Below are 21,400 nucleotides of genomic sequence, written 5' to 3' on the forward strand. Positions count from 1 at the left end.
TATTTTATTGATCTTTTTTATTTAACACGCCATCGGCAACCCACCACCAGTACCATTTACCACCAGTGGCCTCATTGGCTTTAAAGTTAGCAACATTGAAGCTTCCACCACCATTTACCGATGCAGGAATTTCGTAAACAGCAAGGGCCTTTTCGTTATTGCTCCAAATAACTTTTTTGTTGGCCACCATCTGTTCCGGCTGTTTTGCGGCATCGGCACTAATAAAATAGGCATAACTATAGGGCCTGGCTTCAGCATAATCGCCAAAAACCTGCGCCTTGCCGTTTTTATCAATACAAACTGCAGTTCTTTCATCAGTTGCGATACATTTGGCCGCAGTTTTCCAGTCGTTGTTTATCCTGCCTAAAAAAACGACAGATCTTCCTTCACGTGCCCGGGTGAGGTAATGCTGATCGGTAATTACATTTTGTAGGTAAGGCGCTTTAAGGAAATCGTTGTTATAAAGCGTAACATTTACATCGTATGGGTTTGCCAGGGCCTGGGCAGAAGTAAGCCCGCCGGTTTCGCCGCTATAATAAAAACCGCCTAAAATTGCGCAACCTGCACTGGTGCCGCCAACCGGCGCTTTTTTTTCGTTCATTAGGTAATTTAATGCCTGTTCGGTTTTGGTTCCCTTCCAATTGTTCATATAATCCGACTGATCGCCACCCGCAATAAAAACCATTTCGGCATTGCGGATAATATAGGCAACGGTATCGTTATTTGCCAGCTCTTTCGTATTGATTAGCAACGTTTCAACGGAATTAACATTGCCAAGCCCATTAATATACGGATTATAGGCGTCAGTTCCCGAAGCACGTAAAACGACCACATCGCCGCCTCCGCTTTTATCGATCATCCATTTGAAGGCGGCATCAACATCTTTGCCCCCGCCCATCAAAACCATACCGCCATTTGTCGTTTTGACCACATTGCTGCTATCGCCAACAATTCCGATAGAGGCTGGCCTGCGTTTTGTAACCGGCTTTGTTGTTTCTCCGCCCGTTTCCGGTGCGGGTGTGTTTGTTGCTTTGCCGCAGGCCATTACGGTACAACAATAAGCCATAAGGAGTGTAAGAAATGATTGTTTCATATTTTAAATTTTGTCGCCGATCATTAAGCGGGGTTTTTGATCCCGGTTTTGGATAGGTCGAGATTTGTAATCTCGACCTACTGGTCGTCATTCCCGCGCAGGCGGGAATCCTAATGCAATTGATCCATTTTTGGGCATTAGGATCCCCAGTCAAGCTGGGGATGACGACCGTTCATAGATAGCATCTGTTGCCTACCTCTCACAGTCCTTGCCCGCTCACAAGCTGTTTTTGGCAGTGGGTTGTTGGCGCTTGGCATTCCATCGCTTGGAGATCCTTCGTGCCTCAGGATGACAACCGTTAATACTTAGGATTTTGAACCGTATTTTTATTCACCGATATTTCGGCCGCTGGAATGGGCAACGAATATTGCGCCTGCGTTGTTGGCAAGGTAACTGCGCCGGATGCGTTTACAGCATCGGCCGCCAATCGCTCAACAGGCAAATTTCTTCTTTTTAAATCGAAGAAACGGTGCCCTTCAAAAGCCAGTTCTTTATATCTTTCTTCCATAATTGCAGCAATTAAGCTCGCTTTATCGGCAAACGAAACATTGGTGTACGCATTAATTCTGGCGGCACGCAAAGCGTTTAAATCGCCTGCCGCATCGCCTGTTGATTCTGCCTCGGCTTCTGCCTTGATCAAATACATTTCGCCGGTGCGGAACAATTTAATATCGGTTAAACCTGGCGCTGTTGAAGTACCGCCGATGTATTTGTTAACAAGATATTGCGATTTTGTTCCTGTTCTGGTTGCATCAAATTTAATGTAGGCGGGGTAACGGATATCGTTTACTTTATCAAAAGTATTGATCAATTTAAAAGCTGGTGCATACAACACAATCCCTCCCGTTTGGCGGAAATAGAAATCGCCCAGGCGAGAATCGGTTGTACCCACGCGTTTTGCTTTCCAAATTACTTCACTATCGTTTGCGTCCGTCCAGATGCCCGGAAACTGTGCTTTTGTCGCAAGCGGAAATGCAGCAATAACTTCGTTGGCATAACCAATTGCTTCGGCCCAGTTTTTTTCGTACAAGGCCAATCTTGCCTGAATGGCTGACACGGCAGTTTTTGTAATTCGGGTTTTATCGGTAAATGCTGCTGGAATTAGTGGCTTTGCATCAACCAAATCCGCTTTTGCATCGGCAATCACTGTCTCAAAATTATCTCGTGCGGGGTAACCAATTGCCGATGCCTTCATATAAGGAACTCCCAAAGCACCCGTTTGGTACGATGAGGCGTAATTACGAAGCAGTTCGAAGTGAAAGTAAGCACGTAAGGCCAATAATTCGCCACGGTAACGCGCTCCCGTGGCCACATCGGGGCCAGTTAAGGTTAAGGCATCTAAACCGGCAAGTGTGCGGTTGATGCGATCTATTGCAACATAAAAAGTACCGTATTGCGAAGTTACCGATCCGCTTCCCGAGTTGTACAACCACCTGAAAGCATCGCTATTGCCAACGGTATTTTCTGTCGGAAACATGGCCTCGTCAGAAACCGTAGAAACCACGCCAATTGTACCGCCATCTAAAAGAGCATAAGCGCCTAAAACACCCAAATTGATGTCGTTTATATTTCTGTACGCCTTATCTGGCGAAATGGTATCAGTTGGCACCAGATCGAGCTTTGTGCAACCTGCGCTAAGCAGTAGCAGGGAGAAAATGAAGATGTATTGTTTATATATTTTATTAATCATGACTGTAAATATTAAAAGTTAACATTAAGACCTGCCGTGTAAGTTCTGGTGTTTGGATATTGAAAACGACCGTAAACGGCGTTATTTTCAGGATCTAATCCTCTCCATTTGGTCCATGTGAACAGGTTTTGCCCTTGAATGAAAATCCTGACACCTTTGATGATCTTCGTCTTTTCTAACAAGCTTTTTGGCAAAGAATAACCAATATTCACATTTCTCAATCTAAGAAAAGATGCATCCTGAATATCTTTCGATGTAAAGTTTCTAGGAATATCGAATCTTTGCAAAATGGCATCGTTTCCGGTATCGCCCGGAACCTGCCACCTGTTCTCTAACATCCTAACGGTTTGGTTACTGGTTGAATAACGTTGATTTTCGTTATAAAAATCTTCGTTGTTCCAACGCATCACGTTTGATACGAACGAGAATAATGCCGATGCGGTAATGCCTTTATAACTTAACGAGGTATTAAAACCGCCCGTAAATGTTGGATATAAGCTTCCGGAATTGGTGGTGCTTTGCGTATTCACATTATAGGTTGTGGTAATCGATCCATCGAGATTATAATATTGTGCCTCTCCGGTTTGCGGATTTACGCCTGCCCAATCTGGCGCATAATAAGTTCCGTAAGGTAAGCCAACCTGCAAAATACGCGTGTCGCCATCAGGATAAGAATCTACCAGATCGGTAACATGAAGTATTTTGTTTTTGTTATAACCGGCGTTAACGCCCAATGTCCAGATAAAATCTTTTGATCTGATTACATCGCCGCTTACATCAAACTCTACCCCTCGGTTGCGCATTACACCGGCGCTCAGGTTGAGCTCGCTAAAGCCCGATGTTGCAGATAAAGGTTGGTTGATGAACATGTTTGTGGTCTTCCGGTTATAGTAATCAACCGTTACACGCAATCTGTTTTTGAACATGGCTAGATCAAATCCGGTATTAAATTCCTTAACATATTCCCAGTCAAAGGCATCGTTGCCCGGCGTTGTTGCCCTTATTGCGGCCACACCACCGTACGAAGTATTTACCGCGTAAGTGGGCAGATACAAGAAATCGCCACCAAACGGACTTGCGGTAATTCCGTAACTGCCACGAATGCGTAAATCAGAAATCAGCTCCGATGATTTCAAAAATTCTTCCGCCTTGGCATTCCAGTTAGCACCAATTGAATAGAAACCATGCCATTTGTTCTGCGGAGCCACTCTTGTCGAACCATCGTAACGGTAACTTCCGGTTAGGGTGTATTTTTCATCATACGTGTATCTGGCAACGCCCATAAAAGAGGCCAACGCATTTTTGGTTTTGCCGCCAGTTGTCGAAGGTAAATAAGTTGCACTTCCGTTGGTTGCACCCGCTGGTGTCTCTGGCAAACGGCCGTCGATACCGTAGGCGCTGAAACCAAACGTGTTATAATTGTTGTACACATATTCGTAAAAGGCCGAAGCTTCGAAATCGTGCAGTTCGTTAAATTTCTTTGCATAGGTTATGCCTGTGGTCGAAATAATGTTGAAGTTTCTTCTGCTGGCATCCGTTAACCTGCCTTTACCGCCCAAGGTGTTGGCAACGCTTCTCGAGCCATAATAAGAATCGGGATTGACGAATTGCTGATCGGTAGATTGGCGGTAATCGATACCTGCTCTGGTAGTTACCTTTAATTCTGGCAAAATTTGATAAGCAAAAGCAGTGCTGATGATAGACTTTAACTGCTCTGTTTTATCTGACGAATTTAATAAACGCTCTAAAGCCTGACTGCCTTCGCGTTGATCGAGAATAAAATAAGATGACTTATTGCCTTGATGAATTAAGGTGCCATCGGGTGCATACGGATTTTCATAAGGCAGCGCATAATAAACTGCCGACATGGCGGTTCCTGCACTTGTTGAACCCTCTCCTTCGGTAAAGCTCGATTGTGAATAACCTAATGAAAGGTTCACATTTCCGCTGAACTTATCATCCTTGAAATCGAGGTTGCTTCTTAAGGAATAACGATCTAATCCGGTCCGTTTGGCCACACCTTCCTGATTGTAATAGTTTAAGGAATTGTAAAAACGCAGGTTTTCGTTGCCACCGCTAATGCTTACTTGTTGTTCTTGAAACTTACCGCGTTGAAAGAAAACATCTCTCCAATCGGTATTAATTTGCTGTAAGCTATCGATAATAAAATCTGCACGTGCACGGGTGGCCGCAGTTCCGTTTATATAAGTGGGGTTTTTGGGCGAATAGGTCCATCCTGGCCCGATGTTGCGCCCGAAACTTGCACCAACTTCTTCCTCAAACTGTAACCGCTGTTGCGTGTTCATCATTTCGAAGTTTGCGCGGCTCAAATTAGAGAAACCATATTGTGAGGTGTAGCTAACGGCAACTTTACCCGCCTTGCCTTTTTTGGTTGTTAACACGATAACACCGTTTGAGCCTCTTGAACCATAAAGCGCCTTAGCCGAAGCATCTTTCAAAACCGTAGCCGATTCGATGTCTTCCGGATTGATGGTTTGAAAATAACCAGCTTCAATGGGTACTCCATCCAAAACGAATAATGGAGTAGATGAACCATTTACGCTACCAATACCGCGAATTACAACCGAAGCGCTTTGACCGGGCTGGCCGGAGGTAGAAATTACGCTCATACCTGGCACGCGGCCCTGCAAAATCTGATCGACAGTTAAGCCTGGCACATCGTTGATTTTATCGGCCGTTACCAATGAACTGGCATTGGCCGATTGAGATTTCGTGTAATTAGTGTAACCCGTTACCACAATATCGCTTAAATTACCCGCGGCGGGCAACAATTCCAACGTACCTAAGCCCGATTTGGCCAACACTTCGCGATCGGTGTAACCGATGTAAGAAATAACCAAAACTGCATTTTCGTCTACATTTCTGAGGGTAAAGTTTCCTTGCGCATCGGTTACCGCAATTGCAGACTGACCTTTTACACGCACGGAAGCGCCCGGCATGGGGTTTCCGTTCTCATCAACAACCTTACCGCTAACATCAATCGCTTTCGTGCTTTCAATAGTCGTCGTACTTGGAAAAATTAAGATGGTATTTTCTTTTATTTCCCATCCAAACGGCTGCGATTTCAGCGCCTGCGCCAACACCTCTTTAAGTTCCGCATTTTTTAAGTTAATGGTAACGGGCTTAGATTTCTGTTGAATCAAATCCGAATCATAAAGGAAAAAATAGCCCGTTTGGCGTTTAATTTCTTTCAACACACGCACCAGTGGCGTATTCTTTTGGCTAATGCTTACCCGCTGCGAAAATGCCGCAGCACTTACCTGCAAGCAGAAAGCAGTCATTAAAACAACAAAAAGTTTCATAGCCTTAAAAAATTGATGGTTAGGATGTTTGGTAGCGGTTTGCCCTGCATTTTCGGCAACGGCACTTCTACATTGAGTGTAAAATTTCATACATTCAGTTTGGTTTAAAGGTTAGGGTGATAGGTTACTTGGTTGTATGCTGTTCTCCAGCAACACTTATTTTCGTTCAAAAGGTTTATTATCTCAATACTTTTAATTTTTTCCCTTCGGTGATTTCAAATTTGATGTTTCCTGTTTTTTCGAGCATTTTCAATACTTCGGATAGCTTCGCCTTACGCGGCACCATACCGTTATAGCGTTTATTGGGTACAAATGAGTAGTCGATTTTAATATCGTACCATCTTTCTAATTGATTAAGAATGCCCTTCAGCTCAGCATCATTAAACTGAAAAAGGCCATTCTTCCATGCCGTTTCATCGTTGGTATCTACATCCGAAGTGATTTGGATTTTTGAATTTCCCGATAGATCAGCAATTGCCTGTTCGCCCGGTTTTAATAGTTTAGCTGAGTTGAAATTGCTTACCTTCACACTGCCCTCTAATAAAGTTGTTTTGATGGTTCGATCGTCCATGTAACCGTTGATGTTGAAATGAGTACCCAGCACTTCAACATCCTGATTGAGACTTTTTACGTGAAATGGCAGGTCCTTGTTTTTCGCCACCTCAAAATAGGCTTCGCCAGAAAGTTCAACATTACGGGTATTACCTACGAAAGACTCTGGATATTTTAACGATGAAGCCGCATTGAGCCACACTTTTGTACCATCGGGCAGCAAAACCTGAAATTGACCGCCCCTGGGTGTTTGAATGGTATTGTAAGCCACGGTTTTATGCGCCAAAGCATGGTTCGAACCGGCAGCCGCATAAATCAACTGACCATGTTTGGCTTTTGAGATTGTAACGCCGTTTTTATCACTGATGTTTTTTGTGGTCTTATCATCCAACACCACTTTTGTACCATCGGCCAATGTTAAAATAGCCTTGTCGGTTCCCGGCAGTACATCTATGTTTTCTACTGTGGCCAACTTCGGCTCGATTTCGTTATTGGTAATGTCTCTATTAAAAAAGAAATAAAAACCGCCACATATTAAGATCAATATCGCGGCGGCTGAAGCGTACTTATAGAAAGGAATGATTTTGGATTTTTTCGGCAATGCGATCTTCGTTCGGATGGCATCGAAGTTTTCTTCCTCCAGATTTTGTAAATCCTCGGCACTATTGGCACCAAGATTTTCATTTTTACTCAAATAGTCATAATAGGATTCTAAAAAAAGGATTTCTTCTGCCGTTGCCTTGCCCGACAAATAGCGATCGATAATGTTTTTTATATCTTTTTGAGGACGAAATGAGGGCATATATTTCCGGTTTTTTAATACTATGTACCAGAAACAGAAAGAAATCCCAAAAGAAATTTAAAAAAACATTTAAAAATTTAGAAATGAGCTAAAGATTATCTCGAAAATGCAGAATAAACGGAAACTACTAACACAAACAGATGCGTTAACCGAAACTTTAGCGCATGGGTTGCGGTGGTAAGCTGGTTTTGAACCGTTTTTTGAGAAACGTTTAGCGCTACCGAAATTTTAGCTGTAGATAAGCCTTCGTAGTAGTGCAACAGAAATATTCTTCTTCGCTTTTCCGGAAGTGCTTTTATAAACAATTCAATTACGCCTTTCGCTTCCCGTTCCAGCAACTCACCATCGGCCTGTAGTGGCGAAATCAGTTGATTTTCGAAGTAATCGGCAAAAAAGCTGCCTTTTGGCGATCTGGCGATGTGTTTTAATACCTGAAAGCGTACTGCGGTGTGTAGGTAAGCCAGTGGATTTTGTAAATCGAGCGTTGTTCTTCGGTTCCAGAGATCGGCGAAAACATTTTGAATAATATCCTGACACTTCTCTTTTTCGGGTAAACGCCTGTACGCCGCATTATAAAGATCGATCCAATAAAGGCGGTAAATTTTATCAAAAGCAGCCTCGTCTCCTTGCTTTAATAAGTCAAAAAGAAAATTCTCGCTGTTATCGCCCTCACAAGTTATCGAAGCTTTCAATGATTAAGGATTGATTAACCAAACATAGTCATTTTCAAGAACTTTAGCAATTGGTTAGTTGGTTCACTAGTTCATTAGTCATCGGATGAATACCTTGCATTGCCGCTAGATTCATCCGATGACTGTTTGGTATTGCCTATTGGTAATTGGTTTCATCGGTTCATTAGTCATCGGATGAATACCTTACATTGCCGCTAGATTCATCCGATGACTGTTTGGTATTGCTTATTTGGTAATTGGTTTCATTAGTTATTGGTTCATCAGTCATCGGATGAATACCTTACATTGCCGCTAGATTCATCCGATGACTGTTTGGTATTGCCTATTTGGTAATTGGTTTCATTAGTTATTGGTTCATCAGTCATCGGATGAATACCTTACATTGCCGCTAGATTCATCCGATGACTGTTTGGTATTGCCTATTTGGTAATTGGTTTCATTAGTTATTGGTTCATCAGTCATCGGATGAATACCCTACATTGCCGCTAGATTCATCCGATGGCTGTTTGGTATTGCTTATTCGTCATTGCTAATTGGTTCATTAGTCATCGGATGAATATAAGCAACCTGTCTATATTCATCGGATGACTAAACTGCTTGGTATTGCTTATTGGTACTTACCAATTGCCCATTGCCCGCTGCTAATTCCTGCATCCTTCTTTCTCCCTTATTTTCAAATAATTACACCTAAAAACTATTTATCTAACTATCTTCAAAATACCAAATATTAACCGTACCTTTGCGGCTCAATTAAAAATAAAAAAGACGAATGACAAACCCATTTCAATTATTGGGGATAAGTGATGACGTCGTTAATGCCGTAAAGGACCTTGGATTCGAAAATCCAACGCCTATTCAGGAGCAAAGTATTCCTGTACTGTTAGAGGGCAATAACGATTTTGTTGGTTTGGCCCAAACAGGAACAGGAAAAACAGCCGCATTTGGTTTGCCGCTGTTAGAACTAATCGATTTTAAAGTAAATAAACCACAGGCATTAATTTTATGCCCTACCCGTGAGTTATGTTTACAGATCGCTAACGACCTTAAAAACTTTTCTAAAAACGTTGCTAATGCCCACGTTGTTGCCGTTTACGGTGGCGCGAACATTATGCAACAACTCCGCGAAATACGCCAAGGCGTTCAAATCGTGGTGGCCACGCCCGGCCGTATGTTGGATATCATTGGCCGTAAAGCCATCGATTTTTCAAACGTTAAATATGTTGTGCTTGATGAAGCTGACGAAATGTTAAACATGGGTTTCCAGGATGACATTAACGACATTTTATCAACCACTCCTGATGACAAAAAAACCTGGTTATTCTCGGCTACAATGCCGTCAGAAGTTCGCCGTATTGCAAAAAAATACATGAACGAGCCTGTTGAATTAACCATGGGCACCAAAAACACAGGTAACGTAAATATCGAACACGAATACTACATTGTTCGTGCCCGCGATAAATATGCAGCCCTAAAACGTATTGTAGATTTCAATCCCGAAATTTTTGCAGTAGTATTTTGTAAAACCAAATTGGATACACAAGATATTGCCGAGCACTTAATTAAGGATGGTTACAATGCTGATGCCTTACACGGCGATTTATCGCAGCAACAACGCGATAAGGTAATGCAACGTTTCCGTGAGCGTAACATGCAATTGTTAATTGCTACCGATGTTGCCGCTCGTGGTATCGATGTAAACAACGTAACCCACGTAATCAACTATTCATTGCCTGATGAAATTGAAAGTTATACTCACCGTTCTGGCCGTACCGGTCGTGCAGGTAAAACTGGTATTTCAATCTGTATCATCAACTCTAAAGAGTTGGGCAAAATCCGTCAACTCGAACGCATTATTGGTAAGCAATTTACCAAGGCCGAGTTGCCTACAGGTTTCGATGTTTGCGAAAAACAACTATTCTCTTTAGTACATAAAGTACATAACGTAGAAGTTAACAACGAACAAATCGATCAGTACATTCCTCGTATTATGGATGAATTTGCTGATTTATCAAAAGAAGATGTAATCAAGCGTTTTGCCTCATTAGAGTTTAACCGTTTCTTAGATTACTATTCGAAAGCCCCAGATTTAAATGCTGCAGTTGGCGAAGATCGTGGTGGCGACAGAGAACGTGGTGGTCGCGGACGTGGTAGCGAAGGCTATACCCGTTTGTTTATCAACCTGGGCTCCGTAGATGAATTTACCCGCGGCGATATGTTATCATTTATCTGTAACAACGGAAAAATTGCTGGCAAAAGCGTTGGTAAGATCGATTTAAAAGGCGTTTTCTCTTTCTTTGAAGTTGAAGATGATGTTGCTGATAAAGTTTTCGAAGGCTTTAAATCTGTTGAGTTCAACGGTCGTCAGGTTCGCATTGAAAAAAGCGGCGATGGCGGTGGCGGAGAAAGACGCGGTGGTGGAGAAAGACGTGGCGGTTTCGGCGGTGAGCGCAGAGGCGGCGGCGGTGGTTTCCGTGGCGGCGACAGAAGATCTGGCGGTGAACGTAGCGGAAGACGTGAAGGTGGAAGCCGCGAAGGCGGTGGTTTCAGAGATTTCTCTGGCCGCAGTCGCGAAGACAAAGGCGGTAGCACTGGTGGACGCAGAGAAGGCGGAAGCGGCGAACGCAGAAAAAAGTGGTAAATCGCTAAATTTAAATAGTATTCGAAGCCGGTTTTGTTTTCAAAACCGGCTTTTTTTTTGTCAGCTCAAGCACAATGTCATTTAGTTAAGTGAGAGGGGCGTCAGTCTGAGCCGATGAAATACAATGTTATTGAGTTAAGCGAAAGGGGTGTCAGTCTGAGCCGATGAAACACAATGTTATTGAGTTAAGCGAAAGGGGCGTCGGTCTGAGCCGATGAAGCACAATGTTATTGAGTTAAGCAAAAGGGGTGTCAGTCTGAGCCGATGAAACACAATGTTATTGAGTTAAGCGAAAGGGGTGTCAGTCTGAGCCGATGAAGCACAATGTTATTGAGTTAAGCGAAAGGGGTGTCAGTCTGAGCCGATGAAGCACAATGTTATTGAGTTAAGCGAAAGGGGCGTCGGTCTGAGCCGATGAAACACAATGTTATTGAGTTAAGCAAAAGGGGTGTCAGTCTGAGCGGAGTCGAAGACGTGAAAGAGGCTGTAGACGAGTTAAACCTAGTGTTATCGGGCAAGCTTGAGGCACGTAACGCAGACGATTTGCTGAATGAGCTATAAAGTTCAATTTATTCCAAAGTTTGAAAGGGAGCTGAAACGCCTTGCTAAAAAGTTTCCTTCGCTCAAACCAGACTTTCTACCATATATAAGTTGCCGTTGACTTCAGTCAACGGAGAGCCAAAAGCAAAGAACTCTTGCAAATTCCTTTCCCAATAAACAAAATAGCTCTATATTGCAGAAACCAACAATAATTTTCAGATTATGAGGATTCTCAAACTTCTTATTGCAATTTCATTTTTATCAACTACCCACCTTCTAGCACAACAAAACAATAATTCCAATAAAAAAATGGAATGGTTTGGCGATGCAAAACTTGGCATCTTCGTTCATTGGGGCATCTACTCGGTAAACGGCATTTCAGAATCGTGGTCGTTTTTTAACAATTACATCAATCACGACGCCTATTTGAAGCAACTGGATGGTTTTACTGCCGAAAAATATAATCCCAAGGAATGGGTCGATTTAATTAAGCAAAGCGGAGCAAAATATGCGGTATTCACCACCAAACATCACGATGGTATATCGTTGTGGGATACCAAAGCGCCAAACGCCATTACTACACTTAAAAATAGTGCTGCAAAAAAAGACGTACTAACCCCTTTTGTGAAAGCGTTGCAGCAAGCTGGATTAAAAACCGGTATTTATTATTCCCTTCCCGATTGGAGCTACCCCGACTATAACGTGTTTACAAGCAAAAGAAACCGATACGATATTAAAACAGAACCCAACCGCTGGCAAACCTTCTTAAACTATCAACAGCAGCAATTAACCGAACTTTCAACGGAGTTTAAACCCGACTTATTTTGGTTTGACGGAAACTGGGAGCACTCGCCAACAGAATGGCAGGCAGACAAAATCCATTCTTTACTGCGCAAATACAATCCAAACATTATCATTAATGCCCGTTTAGATAACAAAGGCGATTACGATACACCCGAACAAGGCATCCCGGTGTTAAAACCCGCCGCACCCTATTGGGAATTGTGCTACACCATGAACGATAGCTGGGGCTATCAACCGTACGACACCAAATATAAATCGAGCAATATGGTTATTCGTACACTGGTTGATTGTATGAGCATGGGCGGAAACCTATTGCTGGATATTGGCCCAAAGCCCAACGGAACAATTGCACCCGAACAAGTTAAAATATTAAAAGACCTTGGCGCCTGGACTAAGAAACACGCTGAAGCAATTTATGGCACACAAGCGGGCATCCCAACGGACCACTTCAATGGAAAAACCACTTTATCAAAAGACAAGAAAACATTGTTTCTTTATTTCAATTATAAAGACCGAAACGGCATTATTTTAAGCGGGGTGAAATCGCCGATGAAAAAGGTGTCGATTGTGGGTTATAAAGGCGATATTGAGTTTACTTTGGTTGGAAGCGACAACTGGATCATTAACATACCCGAAAATGCTTTTGATAACGATGTAGCCGTAGCAAAAGTTACTTTTGATGAACCTGTTCAGCTAAGTACGCCCACTTTAGAAGCCATAAACACGGATAAGAATACCAATTTGAAGATCAAGGTATTGGCCAATAACATTGCGAAAGGTAAGAATCCATTTATCAACACTAATTTAGCTTTTGACGGACAAGGCTATAAACCAACCGGAAATACCGAATACGATAATTGGGTGATGAAAAATGCCGAAGCCTTATATAAAACCGGTAAAGGCATTTCAAATGGTCATTACGAAGGCAAGTCGGCCTTATCAGAAGATAAAAAAACACTTTTCTTATTTGTTGAAGGAACGCCCAATGGCCCGATTGCGCTTAAAGGTTTAAAAAACGGAATCGCCAGGATTAGAGTGGTTGGCGAGGGTACCATTTTACTGAGTGAAGTGTATAACAAATTATATTGGAGCAAAGTACCCGGAATTACGTATATCCCGTTGCCGCCAGATAAAGTTGATAAAAATCTGACCGTTATTGCCGTACTTCTGGATGGACCAATCGACTTGTTTGAAGAAAAAGTAACAGCGTTAGAAAGTAATATGTGATACTTTAGCCAAACACAATTGAACACATAGGCACATAGAAAACATAGTCAATCATCTCTATCTTAATTATAAATCTTTTCACTTTAAAAATTAGGTAGAATGACAAAAAAAGAATTAAATGAAATAAGTTATAATGTGATTGGTGCAGCAATAGAAGTGCATAAATCTTTAGGCCCCGGATTACTAGAAAGCGTATATCATAAGTGCTTATCATATGAGCTCGATTTGCGCGGTGTATATTCAATAGCTGAAGTTCTGGTACCCATTTACTATAAAGACTTCGAAATAGAATCTGAACTCAGGTGTGATTTATTTATTGAAAACACATTGGTAGTTGAATTGAAAGCTGTTGAAACTATGAAACCCATATTTGAAGCCCAGCTACTCACTTACATGCACCTACTTGAGGTACCCAAAGGAATATTGATAAACTTCAATTGCACAAATCTATTTAAGGAAGGGCAAAAAACGTTTGTAAACGATTTCTTTCGATTTTTACCCGAATAGAGCAGTATATACTATTTAAGATTAAGGGGGGTAAACGGCTTGCCCACATGCTTGGCTAATTATTAATAGCTCATTTTTGCTAAGCATAACAACTATGTGTTCTATGTGCCTATGTGGTAAACATTTCGCGATTGGGCATAAACATGCGTTATGAATATACCTGGACACCAAACTTTTTTACTGTTTCTATCTACGTTATGTAAAATATAAGAGAAATGTACAATTTGATTTAAATTTTATCTTATTTCGCAAACTATGCAGGCAAAATACATTTCTTACCAAGAAACAGGCTCGTTTTCGAAATTGGTATTGGATTATATCAACAATGAAGAAGAACTACAGGCTTTTTATAACTATCGTCCTGACATAGAAGGATTAGGCGAGGCGATTAAAAACAGAAATTTCCTGGGAGATCGGTCTATTTTGGTTAAAGTTCTGCAAGATCAATATCAGCATCTGCAACCGAACCGGTCGGTAATAAAAAACATCGAGTTGCTGGGCGAGGACAATACTTTTACTGTGACCACAGGCCACCAATTGAACCTATTTACCGGACCGCTTTATTTCATCTACAAGATTGTGACCGCCATTAATTTGGCAATAGAATTAAAGATGGCGCATCCCGACAAGAACTTTGTGCCAGTATATTGGATGGCAACGGAAGATCACGATTTTGAGGAAATCAACCACGTAAGCGTCGACGAGAAAAATATCAGCTGGATTCAAAATACCAATGGTGCCACCGGCCGGTTAAGTACCAAAACCGTTGCCGCAGCGGTTACGGCGTATAAGGGTTACCTCGGTATTTCGAGCAATGGCCAACACATTGCCAAACTGGTAGAAAAAGCTTACCTCGAACATGATAATTTGGCTGATGCCACAAGGTATTTGGTGAATAAATTATTCGAAAAATATGGTTTAGTGATTGTAAACGCTGATAATCCATCATTAAAAAAGCTATTTGCAGAAATAGCCGCCAGTGATATTATTGAACATAACAGCTCGAAAAACATAGAGAAAAGCTCAACCAAATTGGAAGATTTGGGCTACAAAACGCAGGTAAACGGACGCGATATCAACTTTTTTTATTTAAACGATAACCTGAGAGAGCGCCTGATCTTCGAAAACAATAAATATGTAGTTAATCATACTGATATTAGTTTTACGGAGGCTGAATTGAGGGCAGAAATTGAAGCGCATCCGGAGCGATTCAGCCCAAATGTTGTGATGCGACCAATGTATCAGGAAGTTATTCTGCCAAATATCGCCTACATTGGGGGCGGCGCAGAAGTAGCTTATTGGATGCAGTTAAAGGCCAATTTCGATTATTACAAAGTCGATTTCCCGGTGCTTTTATTACGCAACTCCGCCTTATTAATTGATAAACGCAGTGCCGAAAATTTATATAATTTAGGCTTTTCGCTCGAAGACGTTTTTCTGCCGGTAGATGAACTCAAAAATCTTTGGGTATTAAAAAATTCAACAGCACAACTTAGTCTGGCCGATGAAACCAGAGCCATCAACAGTATTTTCGATCAGATTAAGCTCAACGCTTACAAGATCGATAAAACACTTTCTGTTTCTACCGATACCGCCAAACAGAAAACGAATCATTTACTCGCAAACCTCGAAAAAAAGTTATTCAGAGCAGAAAAACGGAAGCATGAAACCGCCTTGGTACAAATTGAGAACGTTAAAAAGCGCCTGTTTCCAGGCGGCACCATGCAAGAAAGAACGTTAAACATTGCACCGATGTATGTTAACTATGGCGAAGATTTTCTTTCCAGTTGCATCGAAAATTTCGAACCACTGGGCGGAGATTTTACGTTGCTTTTACCTTAAGGAAGTCTGAAAGTCGAGAGTCGGAAGTCCGGAGTCAGAAGTCTAGAAATTAGACGAATAAAGCTGTGCCAAAGGCATCCCTTCGGGAAAAGAATAGAAAAAGTCCGAAAGTCGGGAGTCCGAAGTCCGAAAGTCCGGAGTCCGGAGTCAGAAGTCTAGAAATTAGACGAATAAAGCCGTGCCAGAGGCATCCCTTCGGGAAAAGTCGGAAGACTAAAGACAAAAGCTGTGCCAAAGGCATCCCCTCGGGAAAAGAATAGAAAAAGTCCATATAAACTTTTAACTACGAAACAAATAAAATACCACTTCCTAGCCCCCTCTCTTCAAGGAGAACTTGTTCCGATCCGATAGTTATCGGATTTCATCGGAAGGGCGGCGGGAGAGGTTACTTGATACTAATTACATAACTAATGAACTTCATCACCTTTACCGAATCGCACCTAAGAAACTTTACCCATAATGTTTTTAAAAAAATGGGGTGTTCTGATGCGCACGCAACCTTAGCTACTGATGTTTTAGTCCGTTCAGATTTACGTGGAATAGATTCGCACGGGGTGGCACGTTTAAGTGGTTACATCCGATTGTGGGAGAAAGGAAGGATCAATGCTAGCCCAAATATCAAGATCGTGCACGAAACGCCCACTACGGCTACCATTGATGGTGATGCTGGCCTGGGCCTCGTTGTGGCTCCATTTGCCATGCAGGTTGCTATAGAAAAGGCAGAAAAATATGGTAGCGGATGGGTTTCCGTTAAAAATTCGAATCATTTTGGCATTGCGGGCTATCACGCTTTAATGGCCGTAGAGAAAGACATGATCGGCATCAGCATGACCAACGCAAGCCCTTTGGTTGCGCCGACGTATGCAAGCGAACGCCTTTTGGGCACAAACCCTATGTGTTATGCGTTCCCGGCAGGCAAATATCCGCCGGTAATTGTAGACATGGCCACGTCGGCCGCCGCCAATGGAAAACTCGAAATTGCGCAACGGGCAGAGAAAAGCATACCCAGCGGTTGGGTACAGAGTAAAGATGGAGCAAGCTCAACAAACCCCAACGAATTGAAAAACGGAGGTTCGCTGTTGCCACTGGGAAGCGACAAAGACCACGGAAGCCACAAGGGTTATGGATTGAGTGCAACGGTCGACATTTTATCGGCCGTGCTTTCTGGAGCCAATTACGGGCCATGGGCGCCTCCCTTCGTTGCCTTTTTAGAACCATCTGCCAATCCTGTAGGCGAAGGGCTCGGCCATTTTCTGGGCGCTATGCGGGTTGATGGTTTCCGCCCGGCCGATGATTTCAAAAGTCATTTAGATAATTGGGTGGAACGTTTCAAAAGCGCAAAAACAGTCGATCCCGATCAAAACGTGATCATCCCCGGCGAACCAGAACATGAGTTTGAGCAGGAGAGAAAAGTTAGCGGCATCCCGCTGATTGACGTTGTGGTTAAGGATTTGAATGAACTTGCAGAAAGATTGGGCATAGAAAGGCTTTCCTAAACGAACTGCTGCCCTTTTTAAAGGAACAGATATTCATCAGTTAACTCGCGAATTAACGCTTGTCAGTTTTCTTTTTCACCGCTCGTTAAATAGCTTTACTTACCTCAGTTACGGATAGCAGAACGTGGTGTACCACGTTGTTTACTCCGCTGGTGGGCTTGGTCACGTGGTGTACCACGTCATTTTCCCCATTGGTGGCGTTGGGTAACGTGGTGTACCACGTTGTTTACTCCACTGATGGGGTTGGTAACGTGGTGTACCACGTCATTTGCCCCGTCGGTGGCGTGGTGCAACGTGGTAAACGGGGTTGCGGACGTGGTTTACCACCTACATCAACGTGGTAAACGGGGTGCCGAACGTGGTGTACCACGTACATTAACGTGGTAAGCGGAGTGCCGAACGTGGTGTACCACGTACATCAACGTGGTAAGCGGGGTGCCGAACGCGGTGTACCACGTTACTAGGGGTTAACGGAGTGTTGAGCCTGTTTAACAAAGACAGATTCGTTTCGAGTTTGTCACGCTGAGCCTCCCGAGGAATCGTATAGTGTGCAACCCTAGGAGAAATCGGCACAGAGCTGACGCGGTTTTTTAATTGAGTAGACATAAGATTTAACTTTTCTCAGGCACAAAAGAAAACGCAAGGGCAATTTTTTCATCATTTTTTGGAAGATTGACATAAACCTTGCCATTTGAAATTTTCCAGGTCAATTTTTGGTTACTGCCCAAAAGCGTAACCTGAGTTCCTTTTTTTGGGAGGTTCCCTTGCCAAGCAACTTGTTTTATTGCATCGCCCTTTATCAAATGAATAGCGTACATGCTTTTTCCATCCTTACCTTGCGTAAACCAGGTTTGGGCATCATGATAGTTGGAAGTAATTCTGGTGCCGTAAACTGCAGCTCCATTTTTGGAAGTCCATTCGCCAATTTCATTTAGCTTTTTTACCACATCGTCGGGAAGCGTACCATCGGCTGCCGGACCAATGCCCAAAAGCAAACTTCCACCTTTGGCTACAATTTCTACCAATTTATGAACAACTTCTTTAGCTGATTTATAGTTGTCGTTAGGTACAAAACCCCAGCCGCCGCCCAAAGTCATGCAGCTTTCCCAAGGGTAATTCAATTGCTTTTCAGGAATTTTTTGTTCCGGTGTTTGATAGTTCTCGTACTGGCCGTGCACCGTTCTATCAACCATTATTAAGCCTGGCTGTGCTTTGCGGGCCATTGCGGCAATGGTTGGCATATCAATGTCCTGACTCCACGCCGGAATCGGCGCTCCCCACGAGAGGACTTCCTGATTAACGGTTTCCAACGGCCGAACCCAACCGCCGTCCAACCACAGGATATCGATGCTTCCATAGTTGTTCATCAGTTCGCCAATTTGATTTTGAGTGTACTTTTTAAACATGGCCCAGCGCCACGGATTTTTGCGGATATCGTAATTGTTGTTTCGGTTAGCGGTGGCATATTTATCCCACCAATAGTACTGCGAATGCCAATCGGGCTTTGAGAAATAGGCGCCAATCATAAAACCTTCGTTTCTAAATGCTTCGAATACATATTTAGCAACATCTTTTTTCGGATTATTGCTAAAAGGTCCCTTTGCGATGCTGAAGTCGGTTTCCCTGGTATCGAACATGGCGAATCCGTCGTGGTGTTTGGTGGTAAAAACGAGGTATTTCATGCCCGCAGCTTTACCTGCCTGGGCCCATTGTGTGGGATTAAACTTTGTAGGGTTGAATTTCTCGCTCAACCCCCAATACCATCGCTTGTAGTCATCGTACCTAATGGTGCTGTCGCGATCGATCCAATCTTCTGAGCAGACAGACCACGACTCTATAATTCCGGGAACGGCGTACAAACCCCAGTGCACAATCATTCCAAATTTCTTATCCTGCCAGTTCTCCAGCTTTTGTTTCACTAATGGATCTGTCGGCGCCTCGTAATGAGTAGATTGAGGCATGATGTCGGTCTGCTGTGCATTTGAGGCATACGCGATGCCACATAAAAAGGTAAAAATGATGTGTTTGAGCTTCATGTTTAAATTTTAAAAGTTAACGCAGTATCAAAAATAAAGAATTGTCATCCTGAGCTTGTCGAAAGACTAACCCAAATGCTTGAAAGGGCGTTTCGACTACTTGTCCCGACTTCTCCTTTCGTGTGGACACATCTCGTTTTATGCGCCGTCATTCCCGCGTAGGCGGTCCCGTACGTACGGGATTAATGCTGGGCGCCCAATTTATTGCGCATTAGGATCCCTCCCGAAGCTTCGGGAAGGATGACGACCGTTTTTAGAAACCGCCATAAAATGTGTTGTCATTTTGATGATTTCAGCTCGTAAAACGATATTTCAAAAATGTGTCCACATGATAGGACTTCTCTGCAGGCTTAACGTGACAAATTTGAATCGAATCCTTCGTTTTGAAACAGCCGCTATATGGTTTGTTCTGAATATAGCTATTTATTGACAAAATATAGGTATGCAACAGACTTTTTTGATTATTTGAACCGCCGCATTTATAAAAAAAGCAAATGGCGAGGTGCCATTTGCTTTTAGGGTTTTTCAATTCATTAAAATATAGGATTCACACGATTTACGGCTATCTCCCACTCCACCATACCGGCGTTGTGTAGTTATTTTTCGCTTTAACCTGTAAAAAGTTGGCATTGTTGTTCACTTCTTCGCTGCTCGGATAAATAGTGCGTTCCATGAGTTTTACATTGCTCGGCGCCTTGTTAACGCGTTCGCCAAGTTCTTTCTTCAGCCTTCTCACTTCTGCCCATAATTCGTAAGGCTTTAACATATTGAAATGCACATAGCGCTGATCGAAAATCAAACCTTTCTTTTCCGTATCATTGGCGGCTGTAAATTCAGCTAATTTCGCTACAATAAAAGTATTGATATCGGTAGCGGATGGTTTTGCCGGCATGGATTCAGGAATAAAACCCGAGTAAGTGACATCTTTGTTCAATGCGTTGTTTTCATAATAGATGTCTATCGATTGCCTGATGGCCGTTTCGTACTCGTTTGCAACGTTAAGGCCCAAATCTGGCCAGCGCATGCCTGCTTCTGCAAGCAACAAATGAATTTCTGAAGAGGTAAGTACCATGCTCAGCATACCCAAATTGCGCTCAAAAGAGGATCTGTTATACATAGACGGAAAGGTTTTGGCCAGATCGGTCGAAGTTATGGTACTACGGATAGCAGATACATCGGTTGCTTCGGTTGGCATTGGGGTATATTTTCCATCTTTATCTGGCTGAAACAGCACTTTCAAGCGTGGATCGTCGGGCTGACCGGTTTTGCGCAAAACCTTGAACATATTTTGGGGTGCCCACAACAGATCACGCGATTCTTGAATTGATCGGTTAAGTAAAAACTCGTATGCACGATCTTGTTGTTTATCAACGAGTGTAACTGACGATGCCCTGTCTTTGCTGTAGGCCCCATCTGCCAACACTTCCTGAACAACTGATTTTGCCAGATTGGGATCAACATTGGTAAGGCGCATGGCTAAACGAATTCGAAGACTGTTTGTAAAAACCCGCCACATATTGACATCACCGGCAAAGAAAATATCAAACTTTTTGAAATTCTGCTGAATGGCACTGGTTCCGAGCGTATAGGTTTTAAGGAAACCTGATACTTCTTTCAAATCGGCCAATATGCCTGTATAAATTACCTGTTGCTTATCGAATTTCGGGAAATAACCCTGGCTGGCGGCCATCATGGCTTCAGTATAAGGTACATCATCGTAAGCATCAGCCAGTTGACCAAACAAGAAATCCTTAATTACATTACTCGTTTGAAAATAGATTTGATAATCGCCTTTCTGATTATCGGGAAGAGAAGCATATAAATCCTGAAGTGATTTAATTGGCCGAAGCTTGCCGTAAATATCACCATAGGGACTGTGGCCCCAACCAAACGTGTTGGCCACACCATCGTTTACAAATCCACCACTTCCAAGCATCGGGTTAAAGGCTCTAAAGGTATGATAAAACTCACCATACGAATACCTGAAAATGCCCAGCTGCTGTTGGGCACCGGCATAAAAACCTTCAATAGTTGGATCGGTGAACCCGTCTGGATTAAAGAAATCTTTCTCTAATCTCTTTTGGCAGGATGTTCCTGCAATCGCCACCATAAACAATACGGCAGCAACTTTATTTATCGAGTTAAAATATTTTTTCAT

General features: G+C 42.8%; 13 protein-coding genes. 5 read left to right on the forward strand and 8 right to left on the reverse strand.

Annotated elements, in window-relative coordinates; genetic code table 11:
* Positions 1–4: 4 nt before the first annotated feature.
* The 5 genes from IZT61_RS07730 to IZT61_RS07750 all read right to left on the reverse strand — a co-directional run bounded on the left by IZT61_RS07730 (position 5) and on the right by IZT61_RS07750 (position 8,152).
* Positions 5–1,093: a cyanophycinase gene (locus tag IZT61_RS07730; RefSeq protein WP_196100590.1), complete on the reverse strand. Its 1,089-nt coding sequence runs from the start codon at positions 1,091–1,093 to the stop codon at positions 5–7.
* 298 nt (positions 1,094–1,391) lie between these two features.
* Positions 1,392–2,783: a RagB/SusD family nutrient uptake outer membrane protein gene (locus IZT61_RS07735; protein ID WP_196100591.1), complete on the reverse strand. Its 1,392-nt coding sequence runs from the start codon at positions 2,781–2,783 to the stop codon at positions 1,392–1,394.
* A gap of 11 nt (positions 2,784–2,794) precedes the next feature.
* A complete protein-coding gene (locus IZT61_RS07740; RefSeq protein WP_230383899.1) occupies positions 2,795–6,196 on the reverse strand; it encodes a TonB-dependent receptor in 3,402 nt (1,133 codons plus the stop codon).
* 88 nt (positions 6,197–6,284) lie between these two features.
* Positions 6,285–7,460: a FecR family protein gene (locus IZT61_RS07745; RefSeq protein ID WP_196100592.1), complete on the reverse strand. Its 1,176-nt coding sequence runs from the start codon at positions 7,458–7,460 to the stop codon at positions 6,285–6,287.
* A 95-nt stretch (positions 7,461–7,555) separates the two neighbouring features.
* Positions 7,556–8,152: an RNA polymerase sigma factor gene (locus IZT61_RS07750; protein ID WP_230383900.1), complete on the reverse strand. Its 597-nt coding sequence runs from the start codon at positions 8,150–8,152 to the stop codon at positions 7,556–7,558.
* 769 nt (positions 8,153–8,921) lie between these two features.
* Here IZT61_RS07750 and IZT61_RS07755 point away from each other — a divergent pair.
* The 5 genes from IZT61_RS07755 (at position 8,922) to IZT61_RS07775 (ending at position 17,206) form a co-directional block, all read left to right on the forward strand.
* Entirely contained in the window at positions 8,922–10,790 is a 1,869-nt protein-coding gene (locus tag IZT61_RS07755; RefSeq protein WP_196100593.1) for a DEAD/DEAH box helicase, read from the forward strand.
* Between the two features lie 762 nt (positions 10,791–11,552).
* Complete coding sequence (locus tag IZT61_RS07760) at positions 11,553–13,361, forward strand: alpha-L-fucosidase (RefSeq protein ID WP_196100594.1); 1,809 nt, start codon at positions 11,553–11,555, stop codon at positions 13,359–13,361.
* 99 nt (positions 13,362–13,460) lie between these two features.
* Entirely contained in the window at positions 13,461–13,868 is a 408-nt protein-coding gene (locus IZT61_RS07765; RefSeq protein ID WP_196100595.1) for a GxxExxY protein, read from the forward strand.
* Between the two features lie 255 nt (positions 13,869–14,123).
* Positions 14,124–15,710 (forward strand): bacillithiol biosynthesis cysteine-adding enzyme BshC, encoded by a 1,587-nt coding sequence (gene bshC, locus IZT61_RS07770; protein ID WP_196100596.1) that lies wholly within the window; start codon positions 14,124–14,126, stop codon positions 15,708–15,710.
* A 410-nt stretch (positions 15,711–16,120) separates the two neighbouring features.
* Positions 16,121–17,206, forward strand: coding sequence for an Ldh family oxidoreductase (locus IZT61_RS07775; protein ID WP_196100597.1), 1,086 nt, complete (start codon positions 16,121–16,123; stop codon positions 17,204–17,206).
* Between the two features lie 226 nt (positions 17,207–17,432).
* Here the strand turns inward: IZT61_RS07775 and IZT61_RS07780 are convergent, their stop codons facing one another.
* The 3 genes from IZT61_RS07780 to IZT61_RS07790 form a co-directional block, all read right to left on the reverse strand.
* Positions 17,433–17,582: a hypothetical protein gene (locus IZT61_RS07780; protein WP_196100598.1), complete on the reverse strand. Its 150-nt coding sequence runs from the start codon at positions 17,580–17,582 to the stop codon at positions 17,433–17,435.
* Between the two features lie 235 nt (positions 17,583–17,817).
* Complete coding sequence (locus IZT61_RS07785) at positions 17,818–19,242, reverse strand: alpha-L-fucosidase (protein WP_196100599.1); 1,425 nt, start codon at positions 19,240–19,242, stop codon at positions 17,818–17,820.
* A gap of 562 nt (positions 19,243–19,804) precedes the next feature.
* Positions 19,805–21,400, reverse strand: coding sequence for a SusD/RagB family nutrient-binding outer membrane lipoprotein (locus tag IZT61_RS07790; RefSeq protein ID WP_196100600.1), 1,596 nt, complete (start codon positions 21,398–21,400; stop codon positions 19,805–19,807).

It is taken from the genome of Pedobacter endophyticus (assembly GCF_015679185.1).
GTDB classification, from domain to species: Bacteria; Bacteroidota; Bacteroidia; order Sphingobacteriales; family Sphingobacteriaceae; genus Pedobacter; species Pedobacter endophyticus.